Genomic DNA, 16,488 nt, shown 5'->3' with positions numbered 1-16,488 from the left:
CCCATGAGAATTTTGATGGTTTTGACCTCCCATGACCAACTGGGAGACACCGGCAAAAAAACCGGCTTCTGGCTAGAAGAATTTGCGGCCCCCTACTATGTGTTTAAAGATGCTGGGGCCGACATTACCCTAGCCTCGCCTCGGGGTGGCCAACCTCCGCTAGACCCCAAAAGCGACGCCCCCGATGCCCAAACTGAGGCCACCGCTCGCTTTAGCCAAGACTCCGACGCCCAGAAGGCTCTAGCCAAGACCGCCGTGCTGGCGACGCTGTCAGCCGCCGACTACGACGCTGTGTTCTACCCCGGTGGCCACGGGCCGCTGTGGGATCTCGCCGCCGACACCCATTCCATTGCTTTGATTGAGGCCTTCTATGGGGCAAATAAGCCTGTAGCCGCCGTGTGCCATGCCCCCGGGGTGCTGCGCCATGCCAAAGCGCCCGTCTCCTAATCACCGGGCAAAATCCGGCCTCCTCCGAGGCGGCGGCTCAAGCTCTGCTGCAAGCGCTGAGCGTCGCTCGGTAGGGGAGGGGTTGGGGGTGCGATCGGGTGTCAGGTGCAGGGTTTCGGGTGTAGGGTTTGAGGTGCAATTGGTACCCGATCGCCAAGTACACTGGGCTATTCCCTCAGGGGCTAAGCCATGATGGAGCGGTGGCGTTGCTGAACTGAGGCACGAATTTGGGTAGGGGCAAACGACCGTTTGCCTCTGCGAGGACTGCTGAATTTATGAACGAGCCTGAGTGAGTTCGACCACGGCCTGCACCAGTTTTTCGAGATCGAGGGGTTTGCTGAGGTGGCGTTGATAGCCGCTGGCCAAGGACTGCTGCTGATCTTCGTCGCGGGCATAGGCGGTGAGGGCGATCGCCGGAATGTTTCCCCCCTGGTCGGGGGGCAGAGCGCGCACCCGGCGAATTAGCTTGTAGCCGTCCATATCGGGCATGCCGATGTCGCTGATCAGCACGTCGGCGTGCAGGGTTCTAATGGTGGCGAGGGCTTCGCTAGCCGAGCCAGCGGTAATCACGTTGGCCCCGTACTGCTCCAGCAGCACCGTCAAAAACTCGCGCGTGTCGGCCGAGTCATCGACAGAAAACACCCGAATGCCGCTCAGATCGAGGGCTGCTTTGGGCAGGGCAGCGGCGGGGTCGGTGCTAGCCTCCACCGACAGCTGAGGGAGCCGAACGCTGAAGGTGGCCCCCTGCCCCTCGCCAGGGCTGCGGGCCGTAATGGTGCCCCCATGGATGTCGACTAGCTGGCGCACGATCGCTAACCCCAGCCCCAGTCCCCCATGCTTGCGAGTGATGGAAACATCTTCCTGCCGAAAAGACTCAAACAAGTGGGGCAAAAACTCTGGGCTAATGCCAATGCCTGTGTCGCTGACGCTAATCTCGGCCTGGTCATCGACAGATTGCAGCGTGACGGTGACCTGCCCACCGCTGGGGGTAAATTTGACGGCATTGGAGAGCAGGTTGCAGACGATTTGCTGAAGCCGCGCGGTATCGCCCGCGACTTGAATCGTCGGCTCTAGGTCGAGCTTGAGGGCAATGGTTTTAGCCGCTGCCGAGGCCTTCACCGTCTCCACGGCCGCTTCGACAACGCCAGCCAGGTAGACCGGCACCGGGTGAAGGTGCAGCTTGCCACGCAAAATTTTGGCCAGATCGAGCAGATCGTCGACCAGCTGGGTTTGGAGCAGGGCATTGCGCTCAATGGTGGCTAGGGCCTGGGCGGTTTTAGCCGCATCAAAGCTGCGGGTTTGTAGCAGCTTGGCCCAGCCCAGAATGGGGTTGAGGGGCGATCGCAACTCGTGGGAGAGCACCGCCAAAAACTGATCCTTGAGCCGGTTGGCCTGCTCGGCCTCTTCGCGGGCGAAGCGCTCGCGCTGGAGCAACTGCTCGCGCTCGTACTCGCTCTGTTTGAGCGCGGTAATTTCGGCAAAGCAGGCGATCGCGCCCCGCACCCCACCATTGGAAGCATAGAGCGGCACCGCCTTACCGTAGATGGTGCGCACCGTGCCGTCGGGGTAAACAAACTCGATTTCGTCGGTGACTTCCTGCCCGGTGCGAATGGCTTTTTGCATCGGCATGTCCTGGGGCAGCAGTTCTTGCCCCTGCCTGTACTGCTTAAACGGCAGCGTGCCGCCGCCAGCCCAGGAGGTGCCAGCGGGTAGCGATCCTGGTTCCGCCTGCATGAGCTGATGAGCCATGCGGTTGGCGGTCATTTGGCGGCACTCGACATCGTGGGCAATCCAGATGGCGGCGGGGGCAGTTTCCATCAGAGCGGCCAGTTCTTCGGCCTGGGTGCGGGCAATGGCTTCGCTGCCGATCAGGGCTTGTTCAAAGCGCTTTTGCTCAGTGACGTTGATGGCGATGCCCGTCATGCGGATCGGGTTGCCCGCTGCGTCGTAGAAGGTTTGCCCCCTGACCATGATCCAGCGTCGACCATCCTGGGGGTGGGCAATGCGAAAACTGGTCTTCAGGTTTTTGCCCCGCTCAATCGCCTCACGGACTTTTTGCTCAACATGGGGGCGATCGAGCGGTAAAATGCAGGCCAACCAGTTGTCGTAGGAGGGCTTCACCGTCAGGGCTAAGCCGTAGAGATGATAGTACTCCTCCGACCACGTGACATCGTTGGCGACCATGTCCCAATCCCACAGACCGGCCTCAGCGCCCTGCTGGGCCAGGCGCAGCTGCTCTTCGCTCTTGCGCAGGGCGCCCTCCGTCGAGGGGCAATGGGTAGCCTGGCCGGTGATAAACGCCCCGCCGACTTGGCCGGCCTCATCCCAAATGGGGCTACAGGCCCAGTGATACAGGACGGCATCTTGAATAAAGTCGAAGGACTGCGATCGCCCAGTAGCAAACACCTGCTCAGTAACGCTGACTGCCGTTCCCCAGCCATCGATGGCGGCTAGGGGCTGTCCCTGGGTATTAACGGCGGGCAGTAAAGTGGCGCAGGCTGAGTTGTGCAGTAAGACGCGATCGCAGCCCCAAACGCAAGCCATCGGCGTCTCGGCGCTGAGCACAATGCCTAGAGTTGTCTTGAGGGCGGAGGACCAGGTGGTGAAGTCGCCCAGCGAGGTCTGTGACCAATCGCGCGATTGTAGCAGCGTTGCCAGTGGGGCTGGGCCAGCAAAAACAGCTTGGGTAGTTCCCTGAAGGGACATTCTATTCTCCCGTAACGCCTGATGTACCCTAGCGCCAGCAGCCCTCACCCTTAGAGGAATATAGCTGCTCTGCAATGCTATGTGGCAGCGGCGAATCACTAATTGGCTAAACCAGCTTCCTGGATGGTCTGACTGACCCAAGCCCCGGCTCAACCAAAACTCTGACTGACCCAAAGAACTGAACTGATTCTAGGCCTGTCTCGTTAGCTATAGTTTTGAGACTACAGCTATGACTGATGATCAGTCTTTTTATAGAAAGGGTGATCTATCTTAGGGTAGAAACCTTTTTTACTTTTAATTACGTTGATCACTTTAGATCACTCAATATTGGCCTCCATTGAAGCCAGTTAGGCAAACAAAACGTTAAAAACATTTGCTACAAGCACTCAACTCAAATGTGATGTCAACTACAGCCGCTATCTTTACGTAGAGGTTTGTGATTGATCCAATTATTTAAAAGCGGTTAAAAGGCATTTGTGGTCACTTTTGTTATTGAACGGTCTTTTATGCCTTTGTTAAGAAAAAATCTATTCAGACTAAGAACTTCTTTTTATATCACCTTCAAATTCAAAGGAAATCAAGGAATTTGAGGGCATTTCGTCTTTATTCTAAGTTGCAGCACTTTTGAGAAAACTCCCAACACATTAAATTAGCGGTGGTTTGTCCAACCGTCCGGGCTGGTGCGCCAAAGCTTATACTCAGTGTTCATCCAACGTTAAATTTAAGCTACTTAACAATGCAATGTTAAGCATTAGAAATTTTTTTAGAAACGAATAGCATTATAGAAATCTGTTTCTTTAGTGGCTCAGGAAATATGACAAACGGCAGAGTAGCAGCCGTTAGACGTATATCCTGGGGTCGATGTTGAGTCTGTAGCAGTGCCCTAGGGTTGTATTGCTATAGCTGAAAACACCGCAGACCTTACCTCAGGCTCTGTCAAAGGGCTGATTATAGAAGGTCTGCGATCGCGCCCACAGCGATTTCAGCTTTCAATATCGGTTAAACAACTAAGTTGAAAGGATGATGACAATGGAACACGTTCTACGTCGCCTAAATCGTAACCTGGCTCGAATTTCTATGGTGGTGGTGGCCTCGCTGTTTTTGCTATTGGGGATAGCTAACCCGGCTATGGCCTTTGGCAACTCCAGCAGCAGCCCCTCTGACGGCACCACTCAAATGAACAAACTCCAGGAAACGTCAGAGCGTGCCCTTAGCGCTGAACCCCGAGACCAGAAAGAAGTTCAGCGCAAAGCCCAGCGAGGCCCCAACGAAGTGCAGGGCGATGCTGACCTGCACACCATGAACTCCCCCGCAGATTCTCAGTCTTCCACCACCGTGCAAGACCAGATCGAAAACGTGTTAGAGAAAATTACCCCCGGTAACTAGACCGTGTCGGTACCAGCGATGTCTTGAGCTGCAATCTGATGCCTCGAATCCCTCTCCTTGGAAAAAGGAGAGGGATTTTTTAAGGCTTAGTGACCTGAGAAATGCTCCGAAAACACGCTAGCCCCTCAGTTGGCGAAGCCTATGGAACCTGTAGTATGAGGCTTTGAAAGGCTTAGCGCATCAGATAAAAAGGTGGGGGATTACATCACACCCGCATTGAGCACCATCAGGATGGCTGAACAATTCTCAAAAAACGCGTTGGTTGTCTGCCTCAGCTAGCCTGGTGGTTGTCAACAATGTCTTGGCAAAGACGCTGGAGATTTGAGTGAGACCCAGCCGCTAGAGCTGGCTGAGCTACCCGGCGATAGCTGCGTTGAGCTTCCTTAGAGCGCCCCAAACGCTGTAAGGTAACGCCACGAAATAGCCATGCTTGGCTGTGGTCGGGGTTGAGCCAGAGGGCACGGTTGCAGCAGGCGAGCGCGTCCTCTAGGCGATTGAGCCAAATCAGCACCACGGCTTTTTGCACTAGCAAGCGAGTGGTGGCAAACCCAGCAAGGGTTTGAGCCTGCTCTAAGCTGGCCAGGGCATCTTCGTAGCGATTGAGGCAAGTGAGCGCCTCGGCTCTGTTGTGCCAGCTTTCGACATCATGGGGTTGTAGGGCTAGGGCTTGCTCAAACAGCTCAAGGGCATCCTCAAAGCGGCCCATCTCTAAACGAATCTTGCCAAGTTCACACTGGCCCATGGCAACGGTTTCGTCGTCGCAGGGAGGTAGAGCCCTGGGGATGGTGGCCAGAGACCGGCCTTGAGATGGCGTTGCACTGGATCGAAGGCCAATGGGTGAGATTTGGCGATCGCGAACCATAGTTTCCATAGCATCTGTCCTTTTCCTAAAGGGAATCGGTGCATTTGCAGTCACGGTAGTTAGCGGTTGTGGCGATTTTGTGTCGGTGGCGTCTCAGTCACGTCTCAGCGCGATGCTCCGGTTAGATTTAGCTCTTTTGTCATAGTCTTGGCACAGCAATGACACACGGCAAATTTACTCTGAACACCATTGTTAGTGAGGAGGTAAACGATGGATTTGGAACTGTCCTGCAAGCGGTATCAGCTCGAGATTCCCCACGGCATTTGGCAAGAATTTTTTGCCCAGCTCACCGATGAGCATCGAGGACGGTTGGTTACCTTAAAGCAATTAGATAAAGAACTGGGCGACTTTAACGTGCTGTATCAGAAGCCGCTGTTTTCGATCACCTACGACCAGCCCGACCACAGCAACGACCTGATGGTCACGGTCAACCGCTTTTTGGGCACCCGCGAGGCTGTCTATGCCCACCGCATTGTGTCTCCCCAAGCCGTCAGCATCATTACCGACGAAGACGGAGCAATTCAGTCATGCACCATCACCGATGACGATTACGCCCAAACCGTGATTAGTTTTCAGTTCCAGTGGCTGAGCCCATCTGGAGGGTTTTAAGACAAAGGTTTAACTGACGTTTTTGAGAAGGGGTGCTCGATCGGGCACCCCTTTAGTTTTTTGGGCAGTTCACCCGGCAATAGTTGAAGGAATTCTGCGAGGGAACTGGATATCTATTGATCCCCTGTCCCCTCATGGAAGGGACAGGGGAAATAGACAGTGCTACCTAGCGGTTGACGGTGCTCATGTCGGCGTAGCGATCGCCCACGGCTGCACCCTGGGGGGCAACGGCGTTGATGCGATCGAGTTCGGTCTGGGACAGCTCAATCTCCACCGCCGCCACGTTCTCTTCGAGATACTTGCGGCGCTTGGTGCCGGGGATGGGCACCATGTCGTCGCCTTGAGCGAGCAGCCAGGCCAGGGCAAGCTGGGCTGGGGCCACGCCTTTTTCCTGGGCGATCGCCTTCACCTGGTCAACTAGGGCCAGGTTCTTGGCAAAGTTCTCGCCCTGAAAGCGGGGGGCGTGGCGACGGTAGTCGTCGGGGGCAAAGTCGTCGGGGCTTTGGAAGGCACCGGTCAAAAACCCGCGTCCCAAGGGGCTATAGGGCACAAAGCCAATGCCCAGCTCGCGCACCGTCGGCAGAATCTCGTCCTCTGGCTCCCGGCTCCAGAGGGAGTATTCCGTTTGCAGCGCGCTGATCGGGTGCACGGCGTGGGCGCGGCGAATGGTGGCCGGGGCCGCCTCTGACAGGCCCAGGTAGCGCACTTTACCCGCCTGCACCAGCTCAGCCATCGCCCCAATGGTGTCTTCGATGGGTACTGTGGGGTCTACCCGGTGCTGATAGTAGAGGTCAATCACCTCGACCCCCAGCCGTCTGAGCGAGTCGTCGCAGCACTGCTTGACGTAGTCGGGCTTGCCGCTAACGCCGCCCCAGCCGCCCTCGGCGGTGCGTACATTGCCAAACTTGGTGGCCAGCACCACCTGGTCGCGGCGGTCTTTGATGGCACGACCCACCAGCTCTTCGTTGGTGAAAGGCCCATACATGTCGGCGGTGTCGAGCAGGGTGACGCCTAGCTCTAGGGCGCGGTGCAGAGTGGCGATCGCCTCGGCTTCATCGCGATCGCCGTAAAACTCTGACATGCCCATGCAGCCGAGCCCAATGGCAGAGACTTCCAGTTGACCTAACTTACGGGTTTTCATGGTTTAACTCCTAATTGGCGTGTTTCGTCTAACGATCGTTCTTCCCTAAGCCCCAATCTTGGGGGTTGGGATGCTCAAATTTCCGCAGCACAGATCTATTGGATCGGCTGCCAGAGGTGAAACTTGAAGGCTTTGACCAGTTGTGTGACTGGCGAACTGGCGAAGCTCTGCTCGGCTGTCGCCCTATCTATTGCGGGCTTGACCGCCAGGCTTATGCGTCAGGCAGAGCGGGTCTGTTCTGATGGGGTAAGTGAGTCATGAATGTTTGCCTCTAGTTCTGAGTAGTGCTGAATTTTCCAGTCAATGACGGCCAGGTTGTCTTGAAGCTGCTGTATTTGGGCCAGCACGGCTTCACGGTGAGATTCCAGGATTTGCCGCCGGCTGTGGAACCCAGAGTCGGGCTGCGATCGCACCAGCTCTGCATACTCCTGCATTTGACGAATGGGCATACCCGTCAGCCGCAGCTTGTTTAAAAACTCGATCCAGCGGAGGTCGTTGGCTGAGTAGCGCCGATGGCCGCTAGTGGAGCGACCAATGGGCGCAATCAGGTGGCAGCGCTCGTAATAGCGCAAGGTGTAAACGCTGAGCCCAGTGGCGGCGGCGACCTGCTGAATGGTGAGTTCCTGTTCCATATCTGCACGTTAGAGGTTAGAGCGCACTCTAAGTCAAGCAGAATTTTTTAGATCTGTCTGGTTTGACCTAGAACGAGGTGCTTGCCCTAAGAAGTTCCCTTGGAAACTGCTAATTCGTTAGAGCAAAGCCATTTGCTCTAACTGTGTGCCCGTGGGGGAGCGAAAGTGTTGAGTTCGCATTCAGTATTAGACTTTAACCGCGGGCTGCAACTAGCCCAGGCTCATTCGTTTTTCTCCGCATGGCAGAACCCATCACCACCCTGACCGACTACGCGATCGCCTTAGAATGCCTGTTGCTGGCGGGTCGACTGCTCTTGCAGGGCGGTGTGCAACGGCTCTGGGCAGTGGCCTTTGGCAGCGTCAGCGGTGCGGCGCTGCTGGGTGGTATCTACCACGGGTTTGCCCACCAGATGTCTCTACTTCAGCGGATTTGGCTCTGGCAGGGCATGGGTATCGCGGTGGCGATCGCCAGTTTCTTCACCGTTGTGGCAGTGGCGGTGACCCTGCGCCGGAGCAGTCGCTTGGCCCTACTCGCCCTGGCGACGGCAAAGCTTGCTCTGGCGATCGCCGTGGGATTCACCCTGTGGGGCTTCGCTCTGCGGATAGTCGATTATCTCAGCGCGTTGATTATTGTGTTGCTGGTGCAATCGCTTCACCCCTGCTCTGACCCTGCCGCACCAACTTGGATGCTGGCGGCGATCGCCCTCTCTGGGCTGGGGGCGATCGGGCTGCTAATTCCCTGGCCTGGGGTCAGCCCCCTGGTGGTCTACCACCTGGTGCAAATGGTGGCGCTGTTCTGCATTTACCGCAGCGCTATCGCTACGCACCCGGTCAATGCCGGTGCTTCTAGCTAGAGCTGGGTTAGGGGTTGGGGGGTAGCGGCAACAGCTGAGCGGGTAGAACCGGTGGCGATCGAGCCACCCAGAGTTTTGAGCACATCTAAAAAGGCGTAGATGGCGGGAGTGTGCAGGGCACCCTTTAAGACAGCAGCCCCAATAATGCGCTTGAGGGGCACCGGCAGCGCAAACACCTGTACCTGAGGCGGAATCGGCTCAGCGGCCAGCCGGGGCAAAATGGTGGCTCCCAACCCCTGAGCTACTAGGTTGACAATGGTGGTGTCGGTTTCGACTTCAGAGACCACGTTGAGCGGGTAGCCGTGGGCCTGCACATGCTCGTAGACATCGCGCATCATAATGCGATCGGCGGGGGGCATAATCAGCGGGTACTGAGCCAGCTCGGCCCAGGTTAGCTGCGGCCCAGCGAGCTTAAAGCCGGGCGGGAATAGGGCTACGTAGGCATTTTCTAGAATCTCTTGGGTATCGAAATCGGCGGCGGCAGGCAATAGCGTAAAGCCAATGTCAGCGCGGCCCTCTCGCAGGGCGCGTTCGACCTGGAGGTAGTTGTCGTGCTCGCTGAGGTTGACGGCAATTTTGGGGTGGCGGTGCTTAAACTGAGCGATCGCATTGGGCAGCAGATGAATGGCAATGCTGCGAAAGGAGGCGATGCGCACCTGGCCCCCTTGCAGGCCTCGCGCCAGCTCTGCTTCGCGGGCAATGGCGTCGGCCTGCTGCAAAATGGTGCGGGCGTGGCCCACGATGCGATCGCCCACCGGAGTCAGCCGCGCCCCATGCCGCCCGCGAGAAAATAGCACCACCCCTAAATGATCTTCTAAAGCCGAAATGCTGTGGCTCACCGCCGACTGCGACATGTCGAGGTTGAGCGCGGCCTCGCTAAAGGTTTCATGCTCCACCACGGCCACTAAAATCCGCAGCTGAGACAGTTTCATCTGATTTTGGTGGTTATCCCTCATCTCAGCCCAAATCTAAAGACTATGGTCAGACCCCACGAGACTACAGCAGGTTAGCGGCTAAAACCGCTCGCAGGCGACATCAGGCCGAGCCAGTCGTTGTGCTGAGTGGGTAGTCGCAAGCGGCCCTGCAAAGAAATGGAGAGATATAGCTGTGTAGTAGGTGATTCATTCTCCCTAAACCCCCTTCTCTACCCACTGACTATGGCCATGTCTCCCCCACAGCCGATGTTGAAGCAAGGACGGCGGGTTTAGGGTAAGGCGAAGATATTAGATGTGGATGGTTATATGGTTTCTAGAACAACTCAAATCACTGAAGACTCCACTAATGATCTGTTTCAACGCTACGATGCGCTGTCTGTAGACGACAAACTGGCATTGCTTTACTACATCTATGAGGCAATGGGAAGCTCTATTACTCCAGCAGCACCCGAAGCCGCTGATCCTGAATTGGCTGAGCCGCTAATCAGAGAGCTATATGACCTGTCGGAAGAAGATCAGCTTGAGGCCATGCGCAGTGTGGCACGAGGCGAGCACAGCGATCTTTCTGAGCGCTACGGTGCTCTGAGCGCCAACAACCAACTGCTGGTGTGGTACGGCTGGGCCGAAGCCATGGGCAAGCAAATTGTAGATATGCCCAGCGACTACCAAGCCGATGGCGATGTCAGCAAAATTCTCTCTGACATCAAGGGCATGGAGTTCCAATCACAGATTTCGCTGCTGCGGGAAGCTGCTACCCAAATGGGCTTCACTAGCGTCACTGCTCCCCCTCCCCTAGCCGAAACCGGCGTCACCGATAGCTTGTAGAAACAATGCGGCCCCGACATCTTTAGAGATGCCGGGGCCGTGAACGTAAAGCCCTGTTTCACGCCACTACCGGTGGTTTTCGAGCTGGTCACGCGCTAAGAAGTAGCTGTTTGCGCGGTTGCCAATTTGTAATCCTGATTCGGACCAAGCGATCGCCCCCCACTGCTCTACTGCCTCGGCATGGGTTTTGACTGTGCCAAGCTGACCACAATCGTGGATGTAGCTGGTGCCACGCCCAATGTTGTCGCGCCCAATGTAGACTTTAGCCCTGACAGCATAACCGCTGCTCCGGGGCTCCAGATATACCAGGGCACCGTAGAAGGCATCTCCATACTTGCCATCGCCCCAGCTCATGGCAACAACTTGGTTAATTTCCACGGTCTCTGAAGTATTAGCCAGAGCTAGACCCAAGACAAACCCGATTATCAGCGCTACAGCGACACTGCAAAAGAGCGGTAGAAAGCGTCTCACGGCGGGTTGGCCTCGGCATTAAATTTCTCTCCGCTCAGGCAGCCTCGGCCTCGGCCTCTAGCCCAGCAATGTAGCCGTCGATCGAGTGGTCGCTAAAGCGGCGGCTGAGCACCTGCCAGGTCCAGCGAGAGCCTAGCTGGATAGCTTTTTCCACATGGTCATAGCCCTGCCAGCTGCGGGGAATGCGGGTGACAATATCCCAGCCGTAAACAAAGCGGTAGCTGTTGGGAATGCGGCCGTTATACGACTCGACCATGGCGCGGTTGCCCACTCGCGGAGCACCAAAGGTGTAGACCTCAAAGCTGAGATCGCGCTTGGTGCCCAGATTGTACTGAATGTCGAGGGCAGCGATGGTGGCGAGCGCCCCACCCAGGCTGTGACCGGTGACAATGACCTGCTGCCCTACAAACTTATCCATGGCCTCTAGCAGTTGCTGACGCACAGCGAAGTAGGCCGTCATGAATCCCTGGTGAAACTTCACCTCGGTGTTGCCGTCCCCGTAGGGATAGACCTGCTGGCGGAACTGAACGTTGTTCATCCAGTCAATAGATTTGTCAGAGCCGCGAAAGACAATAAAGAGGCGATCGCTGGTCATCTCATTCAAAATCGACACCTGGGTGTCGGTAAAACCGTTGTCCTGGCTTTCCACAAACACTGGTTCAATGTCGGGATAGCCCGAAAACCGCAGGCCGCTAAAGTCACGGTAGACCTCCTGGCACAGGCGAGCGCATTTAAGAGCAACGGCGTAGTCGACCATTGGGCATTCCTCCAAAAAGGCTTGAATTTTTCCTGAAAACTGTCAGAAGAGTAGCTGACCCTGCTGTGGCCTAGGGCGTAGGCACTGACCACCAGGCCAGGGCATAGGGTTGAGTGGGTTCGCTGTGGGCCTGCTGCTGATAGACAACTCTCAGTTTGTACCGACCCGTCTCCGGAATTTGATAAAAAATGTGTTCGATGCTGTCAACCTCGCTCACTGAAGACCACACACTCTTGGTGATGTCGTCTTCGTCAGCGGGCATGAGGTAGACATCGAGGTTATTAAGCCCCTTGTCGTTAAAGCCCTCGCCGAGATCGTAGAGGCCGTTGCGGTTGGCATCGACCAACTCTACCACCCGCTCCCAGGCCAAGGTGGCCGACAAAAAGCTGCCCGCCTGGAGGGCGTCGGCAAATTCGTAGTCGTGGACGGTGGCGGGCCGAGCCTCCAGCTCAGCAAAGTTCCAGCCGATGGCGGGAATGGCCTGGTCAGGGCCAGCAGCACCGGGAGCCAGCTGCTGGTAGGCGCGGTAGGCGTTGAGGTGACCAGTCCCCAATTCGCTGTGGAGCGGGATTTTGGGGTCTCGGTAGGCATCAGACTCCAGCCAGGAGCGGTTGCCATCATCCACTAGGGTGCGGCTCATGCCCAGGCGCAGACCGTCGCCGCTGTCTTTAATTTTGTCAGCGGAGTTGAGCAGCACGGCTTTCATCACCATGGGGTGACGGGCATCTAAAGACCAGTTGGGCGACCCGGCGCGAAACTGGCGATCGACAAACTGTTGCAGCAGGGCAATGGTGCCCACTACGTGGGGCGAGGCAAAGCTGGTGCCGCTAGAGCGTCGCACCTGCCCGTCGGGGTCGATCAGCTCAATGTCGCTGCCGGGAGCGACCAGGGTGATTGAGCGACGGGGGCCTTCGTTGGTTTCGGGGGCGGCGCGGCGCGATCGCATCGTGGGTTCGCTGCCCAAGTTAGAGTAGTCGATTTTGTTGAACTGGCCGTTGACCTGGCGCGAGTAGGCAATGTTAAGGCCGTTAAAGTTGTCGGTGGGAATGGGAATGCCGCCACCGCCCTGGTTGCCCGCAATCACGTATAGAGCACCGTGCACCCGAGATGACCAGTCGATGCACTGGGTGAGCAGGGCATTGCCGTCGAGCACTGCATTGGGGCGCGGGTCGCGGCCCAGGGGTTCGCCAAAGCTAAAATTGATGGCTCGCACATCACCACCGTTCTGCGAGGCCACTGACTGGGAGGCGAGGCATTCTTCGGGCTGGGCGCTGCGATCTTCTAAGGGCCCCACCGCTCCCGAATACAGCATCGCCGCAGGGGCGACTCCCACCCGCAGCTTGTCTTGGCTGATCATGACGCTGGCTACATTGGCGGCGTGGCCATCGACATACTCATCGGCTACGGCCCAGCCGTCGAGCACCAGCACGCGCCGCACCATTACGGGCAGGGTTTCTGAGGCCACCTTGTCGAGGCCAAACTGGCTGGGGCGGCCAATTTCAACCTGGCCAATGGCAATCTTTTCGCCGGTTAGATTGTAGGGGGCGTCGTGCAGCCGCCGAGCGTCAATGCCCTCGGGGCCAACGGATTCGGTGAGGGCCAGCACCGGCAAGGCCAGGGGCACCAGAGCGCCAATTCCCCCCAGCCAGAGCAGCGTCTTCAGACGGGACTTTAGCCCTTGGTGCTGCGTCATCCCCTTACCCCACTTAGCCATAGCCCTACCCTGCTGCAAATATCTCTGGGCAAACTCTATCGCAAAGGCCCCGGCCTCGGGATGAAAACCGCTGAATCTATCTATTTCTTCAGAAATCCTCCGGTTGTTTGCTCTGGCTCTGAGGATGGGGGTGCCACCACCTGAACCTTGACTTGGGCTCGGGTCAGCAGTCGACTCAGGCGCAGAGCCTGGTGGCGGTAGAGGGGCAGCGGTAGGGTACCGGGTAGCTGAGCCATAAACTCGCGGGCCTCGCCTAAGCGGTAACCTGCCACGCGAGCGATTTCGGCGGCACCGTCAAACAGAGCATCGGCAGTGAGGGCCTGACTAAGGTGAATATGCCAGGTGCGGGGTGCCATCTGGTGCTGCTCAATGCGGCGCAGACCGCTGATCGTGGCCAGCACCACCAGGCGATCGCCTGGCTGCAATCGAGCATCGTCGGAGGGCATAATTTTGCCGGGCTGGCTCTGGGGCTGATGCCACAGGGGAACAACGCCATAGCCATAGGCCACCTCTGACAACAGCCTGTCAACCAGGGTGTCCTCGGATTCGATCTGGTACTGGGTGATCAGCACCGTTTGCTCGTAGAGCCGAAAGAGGCCAATTACCTGCTCACCGAAGGCAGCTCCGGCAAAGGCTTCGGCCGATAGGGCTGAGGCACAGAGCACTTGAGCAAAGGGAAAGATCTGGGCGACGCGATCGGTAAACTGCTGGTCGTAGGTACGAATGATGGCCCGACAGTGGGGGTTGAGTCGGTGGGCTAAAAGCCCCATCTCCAGGTTTTGAATTTCGTCTTCGCTGACGGCCACCACGCTTTTAGCGGTAGCTAGGTTGGCCTTGTTTAGGGCAGCGGTGACATCGCCGGTCAGCAGCGGCACTTTGGGCAGCAGGTCGGCATCTAGGCCATGGGAAGAAATACCCAGAACGGGCTGGTTGAGTTCTTGAAGGGCAGCTAGCACCTGACGCCCGACTCGCCCCAGCCAGATCACCACCACATGATCTTTTTCGGGTACGGGGGGGCGGCGCTCCATAAACTCAAATCGCAGGGTGAGCAGCTTCTCGGTCAGCAGGGCATAAAGTACCCCAACAAAGGCGGCTCCGGCTACCGTCAGCAGCACCCCAAAAGCTTGCAGCAGGCGCGAATGATCAAACTTTTCCAGGGCGGTATAGACATCGCCATAGCCCCCAAACAGGGTAATAAAGGTGTACAAAAATGCTTGAAACAGGGGAATGTCATCAGGAGAATTGATGTCTAAGAGCAGGGTGCCAACTAGGCAGAGGGTTAGCACGGTAACGCCACAGAGAATGGCTACTTGCCGCAGCTGATGCCCAGAGCTGGCTTGCCAAATGCTGAGCCAGTCTTGCCTGAGGGCCGACCAGCTACCCCGGCGGGCGATCGCCCGTCTCAGGCCCTTAAACGCCTCCTGGCGCAGGGGTTTAGCAGTTTCACCCTGGAGCGATGGCCCTTGGGGGCCGGTCCTTGACCAGCGCAACTGAGCACCACACTCGACCAAGACGACTTCATCGTCGGCGCGCAGCAGGGTGTCGGGCAGCCAGGTGTAGAACAGCGTGGAGGGGCTGGCTGCCACCCGCGCCGGATCTGGAGTGAGGGGTGTGTGGCAGAGCACCCGGCGATGGCCGGTCTCTAGCTCGTGGATCTGGCGGCGATCGCACCATCTGTGCCCGGGTTCTAGCCGCTGCTTCACTACCTGAAAGCGGTGGCCGTCGAGGCTAAAGTAGCCGATCAGTTCTTCCCCAAAGGCCCCCAACGCAAAGGCTGGTGCTGCCAACTGCGTGGGCTCAAAGGCAACAAAGTTCTTGAGCTGCTGTCTCATCAAGTTGTTGAGGTTTTGCTTGTCTGAGCGCATGACGATTCGTACCCGTGGGTTCAGCACCCGCGCCGTCAGCGCCGCCTCTAAATTGACTCGCTCATCCTGGGTAACCAGCAGCACTGCTCGGCACTGGCGAATACCTGCTTTCTCCAGCACTGCTGCAGAGCGGCAGTCTCCCATCTCCAAGTGGTCAATTAAATCCCGTAGGTGGGGAACCTCCCACTGGTCGGGCAGGGTGTTGTTGATGGCATGCACCGGCACCCCAAAACTCTTGAGATTGGCCACGCAGTTTTGGCCCAGGCTGCCCAACCCGCACACCAAAAAGCCCTCGTTGGCCAGGGGCGGCGAAGACTTCGGCGGTTGAGGAACTGCGTCGAGCACAGGGAGAGCAGAGAAGTAGAATGCCGCTATTGTAGGCGGGAGAATTGGGCAGTGGCTCCTTCGCAGACAAGTTTGCGGTAAACACAGGTCAAATGGTGAGCACTATCTCAATGCAAAACGAAATATCTTAAGCTGACCTACCGCAGAGCCGTACTTTGGGCCTGCAATGCCAAACTGCTGTGCCACATTGGCGATCTGAGCCCTCAGATCGCCAAACTGCTGTGCCACATTGGCGATCTGAGGATGCAGATTGCTTTGCAACGCTGCGCGAACGTAAACCGCTGTGCCACTTTGCTCAATTATGGTGTTTAGAGGCCGGGCGCCTTAGCCTATAGCTCAATTTGGGCCAAAGCTAGCGCGGCCCCGGCCTCGTTGATCAGTAGAGCTACTCCTCTATAAATAGGGTTTTAGTCAGAATCACCATCCACGGCATGTCTGGGGAGGCTGCGCCCACGACCCCGCCCGGCGGCACGGGAATGGGGTCGCTCCAGTCGTTGGGGTCGGCGTAGCCGTGGGCATGGAGAATTTTGATGGTGCGGTCTATGGCGGCCAGGCTGCCGTAGAGCAGGTGACGCACTTTCTCGGGGTGAGTTTGGGGGTTGCTGCGCGAAGACGGCGGCAGATTAGACGCGCCGCAATTATCGGGTTCGAGATATTCAAACATCGGTTCTGTTTCCTTGACGTAGGGTTGCAAGAAACAGAACGCGAAAACCCCAGCCACCCGCAGCTTGAGGTGCAAACTGGGGGGCTAGGGTACCATGAGCCTAGCCTCGCAATCTGCCTTAGAGATTTGCGGGGTTAGCTGTCGGTTGGTGCTGGTACCACCTTCCGGCAGCGCTAAAGTTTCCGAGTTCTGTGTGGTCACCGCTCTGCTGAACGGCTTAACGTAAAACACTACTGATACAAAAGCTCCCCGTCAACCGTATTAACGATAGTTGC

General features: G+C 57.2%; 14 protein-coding genes and 1 pseudogene. 5 read left to right on the top strand and 10 right to left on the bottom strand.

Features of this window, described 5'->3' with window-relative positions; all coding sequences use genetic code 11:
• Positions 1 to 3: 3 nt before the first annotated feature.
• A pseudogene (locus H6F75_RS12815) lies at positions 4 to 521 on the top strand (type 1 glutamine amidotransferase domain-containing protein).
• Positions 522 to 720: 199 nt separating this feature from the next.
• Here H6F75_RS12815 and H6F75_RS12810 read toward each other — a convergent pair.
• A complete protein-coding gene (locus H6F75_RS12810) occupies positions 721 to 3,153 on the bottom strand; it encodes an ATP-binding protein (protein WP_190752832.1) in 2,433 nt (810 codons plus the stop codon).
• 1,029 nt (positions 3,154 to 4,182) lie between these two features.
• Here H6F75_RS12810 and H6F75_RS12805 point away from each other — a divergent pair.
• Entirely contained in the window at positions 4,183 to 4,539 is a 357-nt protein-coding gene (locus tag H6F75_RS12805) for a hypothetical protein (protein WP_190752830.1), read from the top strand.
• Between the two features lie 271 nt (positions 4,540 to 4,810).
• Here H6F75_RS12805 and H6F75_RS12800 read toward each other — a convergent pair whose 3' ends face one another.
• The gene (locus H6F75_RS12800) at positions 4,811 to 5,410 is read right to left on the bottom strand and encodes a tetratricopeptide repeat protein (protein WP_190752827.1); all 600 of its coding nucleotides are present in this window, start codon (positions 5,408 to 5,410) and stop codon (positions 4,811 to 4,813) included.
• 201 nt (positions 5,411 to 5,611) lie between these two features.
• Between H6F75_RS12800 and H6F75_RS12795 the strand changes: the two genes are divergently transcribed.
• A complete protein-coding gene (locus H6F75_RS12795; RefSeq protein WP_190752825.1) occupies positions 5,612 to 6,010 on the top strand; it encodes a DUF5335 family protein in 399 nt (132 codons plus the stop codon).
• Between the two features lie 166 nt (positions 6,011 to 6,176).
• On the opposite strand, the gene H6F75_RS12790 is transcribed toward H6F75_RS12795, so the two are convergent.
• A complete protein-coding gene (locus tag H6F75_RS12790) occupies positions 6,177 to 7,151 on the bottom strand; it encodes an aldo/keto reductase (protein ID WP_190752823.1) in 975 nt (324 codons plus the stop codon).
• A 218-nt stretch (positions 7,152 to 7,369) separates the two neighbouring features.
• Positions 7,370 to 7,783 (bottom strand): MerR family transcriptional regulator, encoded by a 414-nt coding sequence (locus H6F75_RS12785; RefSeq protein ID WP_190752821.1) that lies wholly within the window; start codon positions 7,781 to 7,783, stop codon positions 7,370 to 7,372.
• A gap of 239 nt (positions 7,784 to 8,022) precedes the next feature.
• On the opposite strand from H6F75_RS12785, the gene H6F75_RS12780 reads away from it, so the two are divergent.
• On the top strand, positions 8,023 to 8,637 hold the full coding sequence (locus tag H6F75_RS12780; RefSeq protein WP_190752819.1) for a hypothetical protein: 615 nt from the start codon (positions 8,023 to 8,025) through the stop codon (positions 8,635 to 8,637).
• Here the strand turns inward: H6F75_RS12780 and H6F75_RS12775 are convergent.
• The gene (locus H6F75_RS12775; RefSeq protein WP_190752817.1) at positions 8,634 to 9,569 is read right to left on the bottom strand and encodes a LysR family transcriptional regulator; all 936 of its coding nucleotides are present in this window, start codon (positions 9,567 to 9,569) and stop codon (positions 8,634 to 8,636) included. The genes H6F75_RS12780 and H6F75_RS12775 overlap by 4 nt on opposite strands.
• 309 nt (positions 9,570 to 9,878) lie before the next feature.
• On the opposite strand from H6F75_RS12775, the gene H6F75_RS12770 reads away from it, so the two are divergent.
• Positions 9,879 to 10,397, top strand: coding sequence for an orange carotenoid protein N-terminal domain-containing protein (locus tag H6F75_RS12770; protein WP_190752815.1), 519 nt, complete (start codon positions 9,879 to 9,881; stop codon positions 10,395 to 10,397).
• 66 nt (positions 10,398 to 10,463) lie between these two features.
• Here H6F75_RS12770 and H6F75_RS12765 read toward each other — a convergent pair whose 3' ends face one another.
• From H6F75_RS12765 to H6F75_RS12745, 5 genes are all read right to left on the bottom strand, one after another.
• On the bottom strand, positions 10,464 to 10,868 hold the full coding sequence (locus H6F75_RS12765; protein WP_190752814.1) for a hypothetical protein: 405 nt from the start codon (positions 10,866 to 10,868) through the stop codon (positions 10,464 to 10,466).
• A gap of 34 nt (positions 10,869 to 10,902) precedes the next feature.
• On the bottom strand, positions 10,903 to 11,625 hold the full coding sequence (locus H6F75_RS12760) for a lipase family protein (RefSeq protein ID WP_190752812.1): 723 nt from the start codon (positions 11,623 to 11,625) through the stop codon (positions 10,903 to 10,905).
• Positions 11,626 to 11,695: 70 nt separating this feature from the next.
• On the bottom strand, positions 11,696 to 13,339 hold the full coding sequence (locus tag H6F75_RS12755) for a S8 family serine peptidase (RefSeq protein WP_242019959.1): 1,644 nt from the start codon (positions 13,337 to 13,339) through the stop codon (positions 11,696 to 11,698).
• Between the two features lie 80 nt (positions 13,340 to 13,419).
• On the bottom strand, positions 13,420 to 15,549 hold the full coding sequence (locus tag H6F75_RS12750) for an NAD-binding protein (protein WP_190752810.1): 2,130 nt from the start codon (positions 15,547 to 15,549) through the stop codon (positions 13,420 to 13,422).
• A 385-nt stretch (positions 15,550 to 15,934) separates the two neighbouring features.
• Entirely contained in the window at positions 15,935 to 16,213 is a 279-nt protein-coding gene (locus H6F75_RS12745) for a hypothetical protein (RefSeq protein WP_190752801.1), read from the bottom strand.
• Positions 16,214 to 16,488: the final 275 nt, after the last annotated feature.

It is taken from the genome of Nodosilinea sp. FACHB-131 (assembly GCF_014695395.1).
In the GTDB taxonomy this organism is placed as follows: Bacteria; Cyanobacteriota; Cyanobacteriia; order Phormidesmidales; family Phormidesmidaceae; genus Nodosilinea.
The sequence above is the reverse complement of the archived record's forward strand: the minus strand, read 5'-3'. Positions and strand labels throughout refer to the sequence as shown.

Excerpts from the sequence above, each read along its gene's own strand:
- H6F75_RS12755 (WP_242019959.1), bottom strand. The coding sequence starts at position 13,339 with ATGGCTAAGTGGGGTAAGGGGATGACGCAGCACCAAGGGCTAAAGTCC.
- H6F75_RS12805 (WP_190752830.1), top strand. The coding sequence starts at position 4,183 with ATGGAACACGTTCTACGTCGCCTAAATCGTAACCTGGCTCGAATTTCT.
- H6F75_RS12745 (WP_190752801.1), bottom strand. The coding sequence starts at position 16,213 with ATGTTTGAATATCTCGAACCCGATAATTGCGGCGCGTCTAATCTGCCG.
- H6F75_RS12790 (WP_190752823.1), bottom strand. The coding sequence starts at position 7,151 with ATGAAAACCCGTAAGTTAGGTCAACTGGAAGTCTCTGCCATTGGGCTC.
- H6F75_RS12785 (WP_190752821.1), bottom strand. The coding sequence starts at position 7,783 with ATGGAACAGGAACTCACCATTCAGCAGGTCGCCGCCGCCACTGGGCTC.
- H6F75_RS12795 (WP_190752825.1), top strand. The coding sequence starts at position 5,612 with ATGGATTTGGAACTGTCCTGCAAGCGGTATCAGCTCGAGATTCCCCAC.
- H6F75_RS12775 (WP_190752817.1), bottom strand. The coding sequence starts at position 9,569 with ATGAAACTGTCTCAGCTGCGGATTTTAGTGGCCGTGGTGGAGCATGAA.
- H6F75_RS12810 (WP_190752832.1), bottom strand. The coding sequence starts at position 3,153 with ATGTCCCTTCAGGGAACTACCCAAGCTGTTTTTGCTGGCCCAGCCCCA.
- H6F75_RS12800 (WP_190752827.1), bottom strand. The coding sequence starts at position 5,410 with ATGGAAACTATGGTTCGCGATCGCCAAATCTCACCCATTGGCCTTCGA.
- H6F75_RS12770 (WP_190752815.1), top strand. The coding sequence starts at position 9,879 with ATGGTTTCTAGAACAACTCAAATCACTGAAGACTCCACTAATGATCTG.
- H6F75_RS12760 (WP_190752812.1), bottom strand. The coding sequence starts at position 11,625 with ATGGTCGACTACGCCGTTGCTCTTAAATGCGCTCGCCTGTGCCAGGAG.
- H6F75_RS12780 (WP_190752819.1), top strand. The coding sequence starts at position 8,023 with ATGGCAGAACCCATCACCACCCTGACCGACTACGCGATCGCCTTAGAA.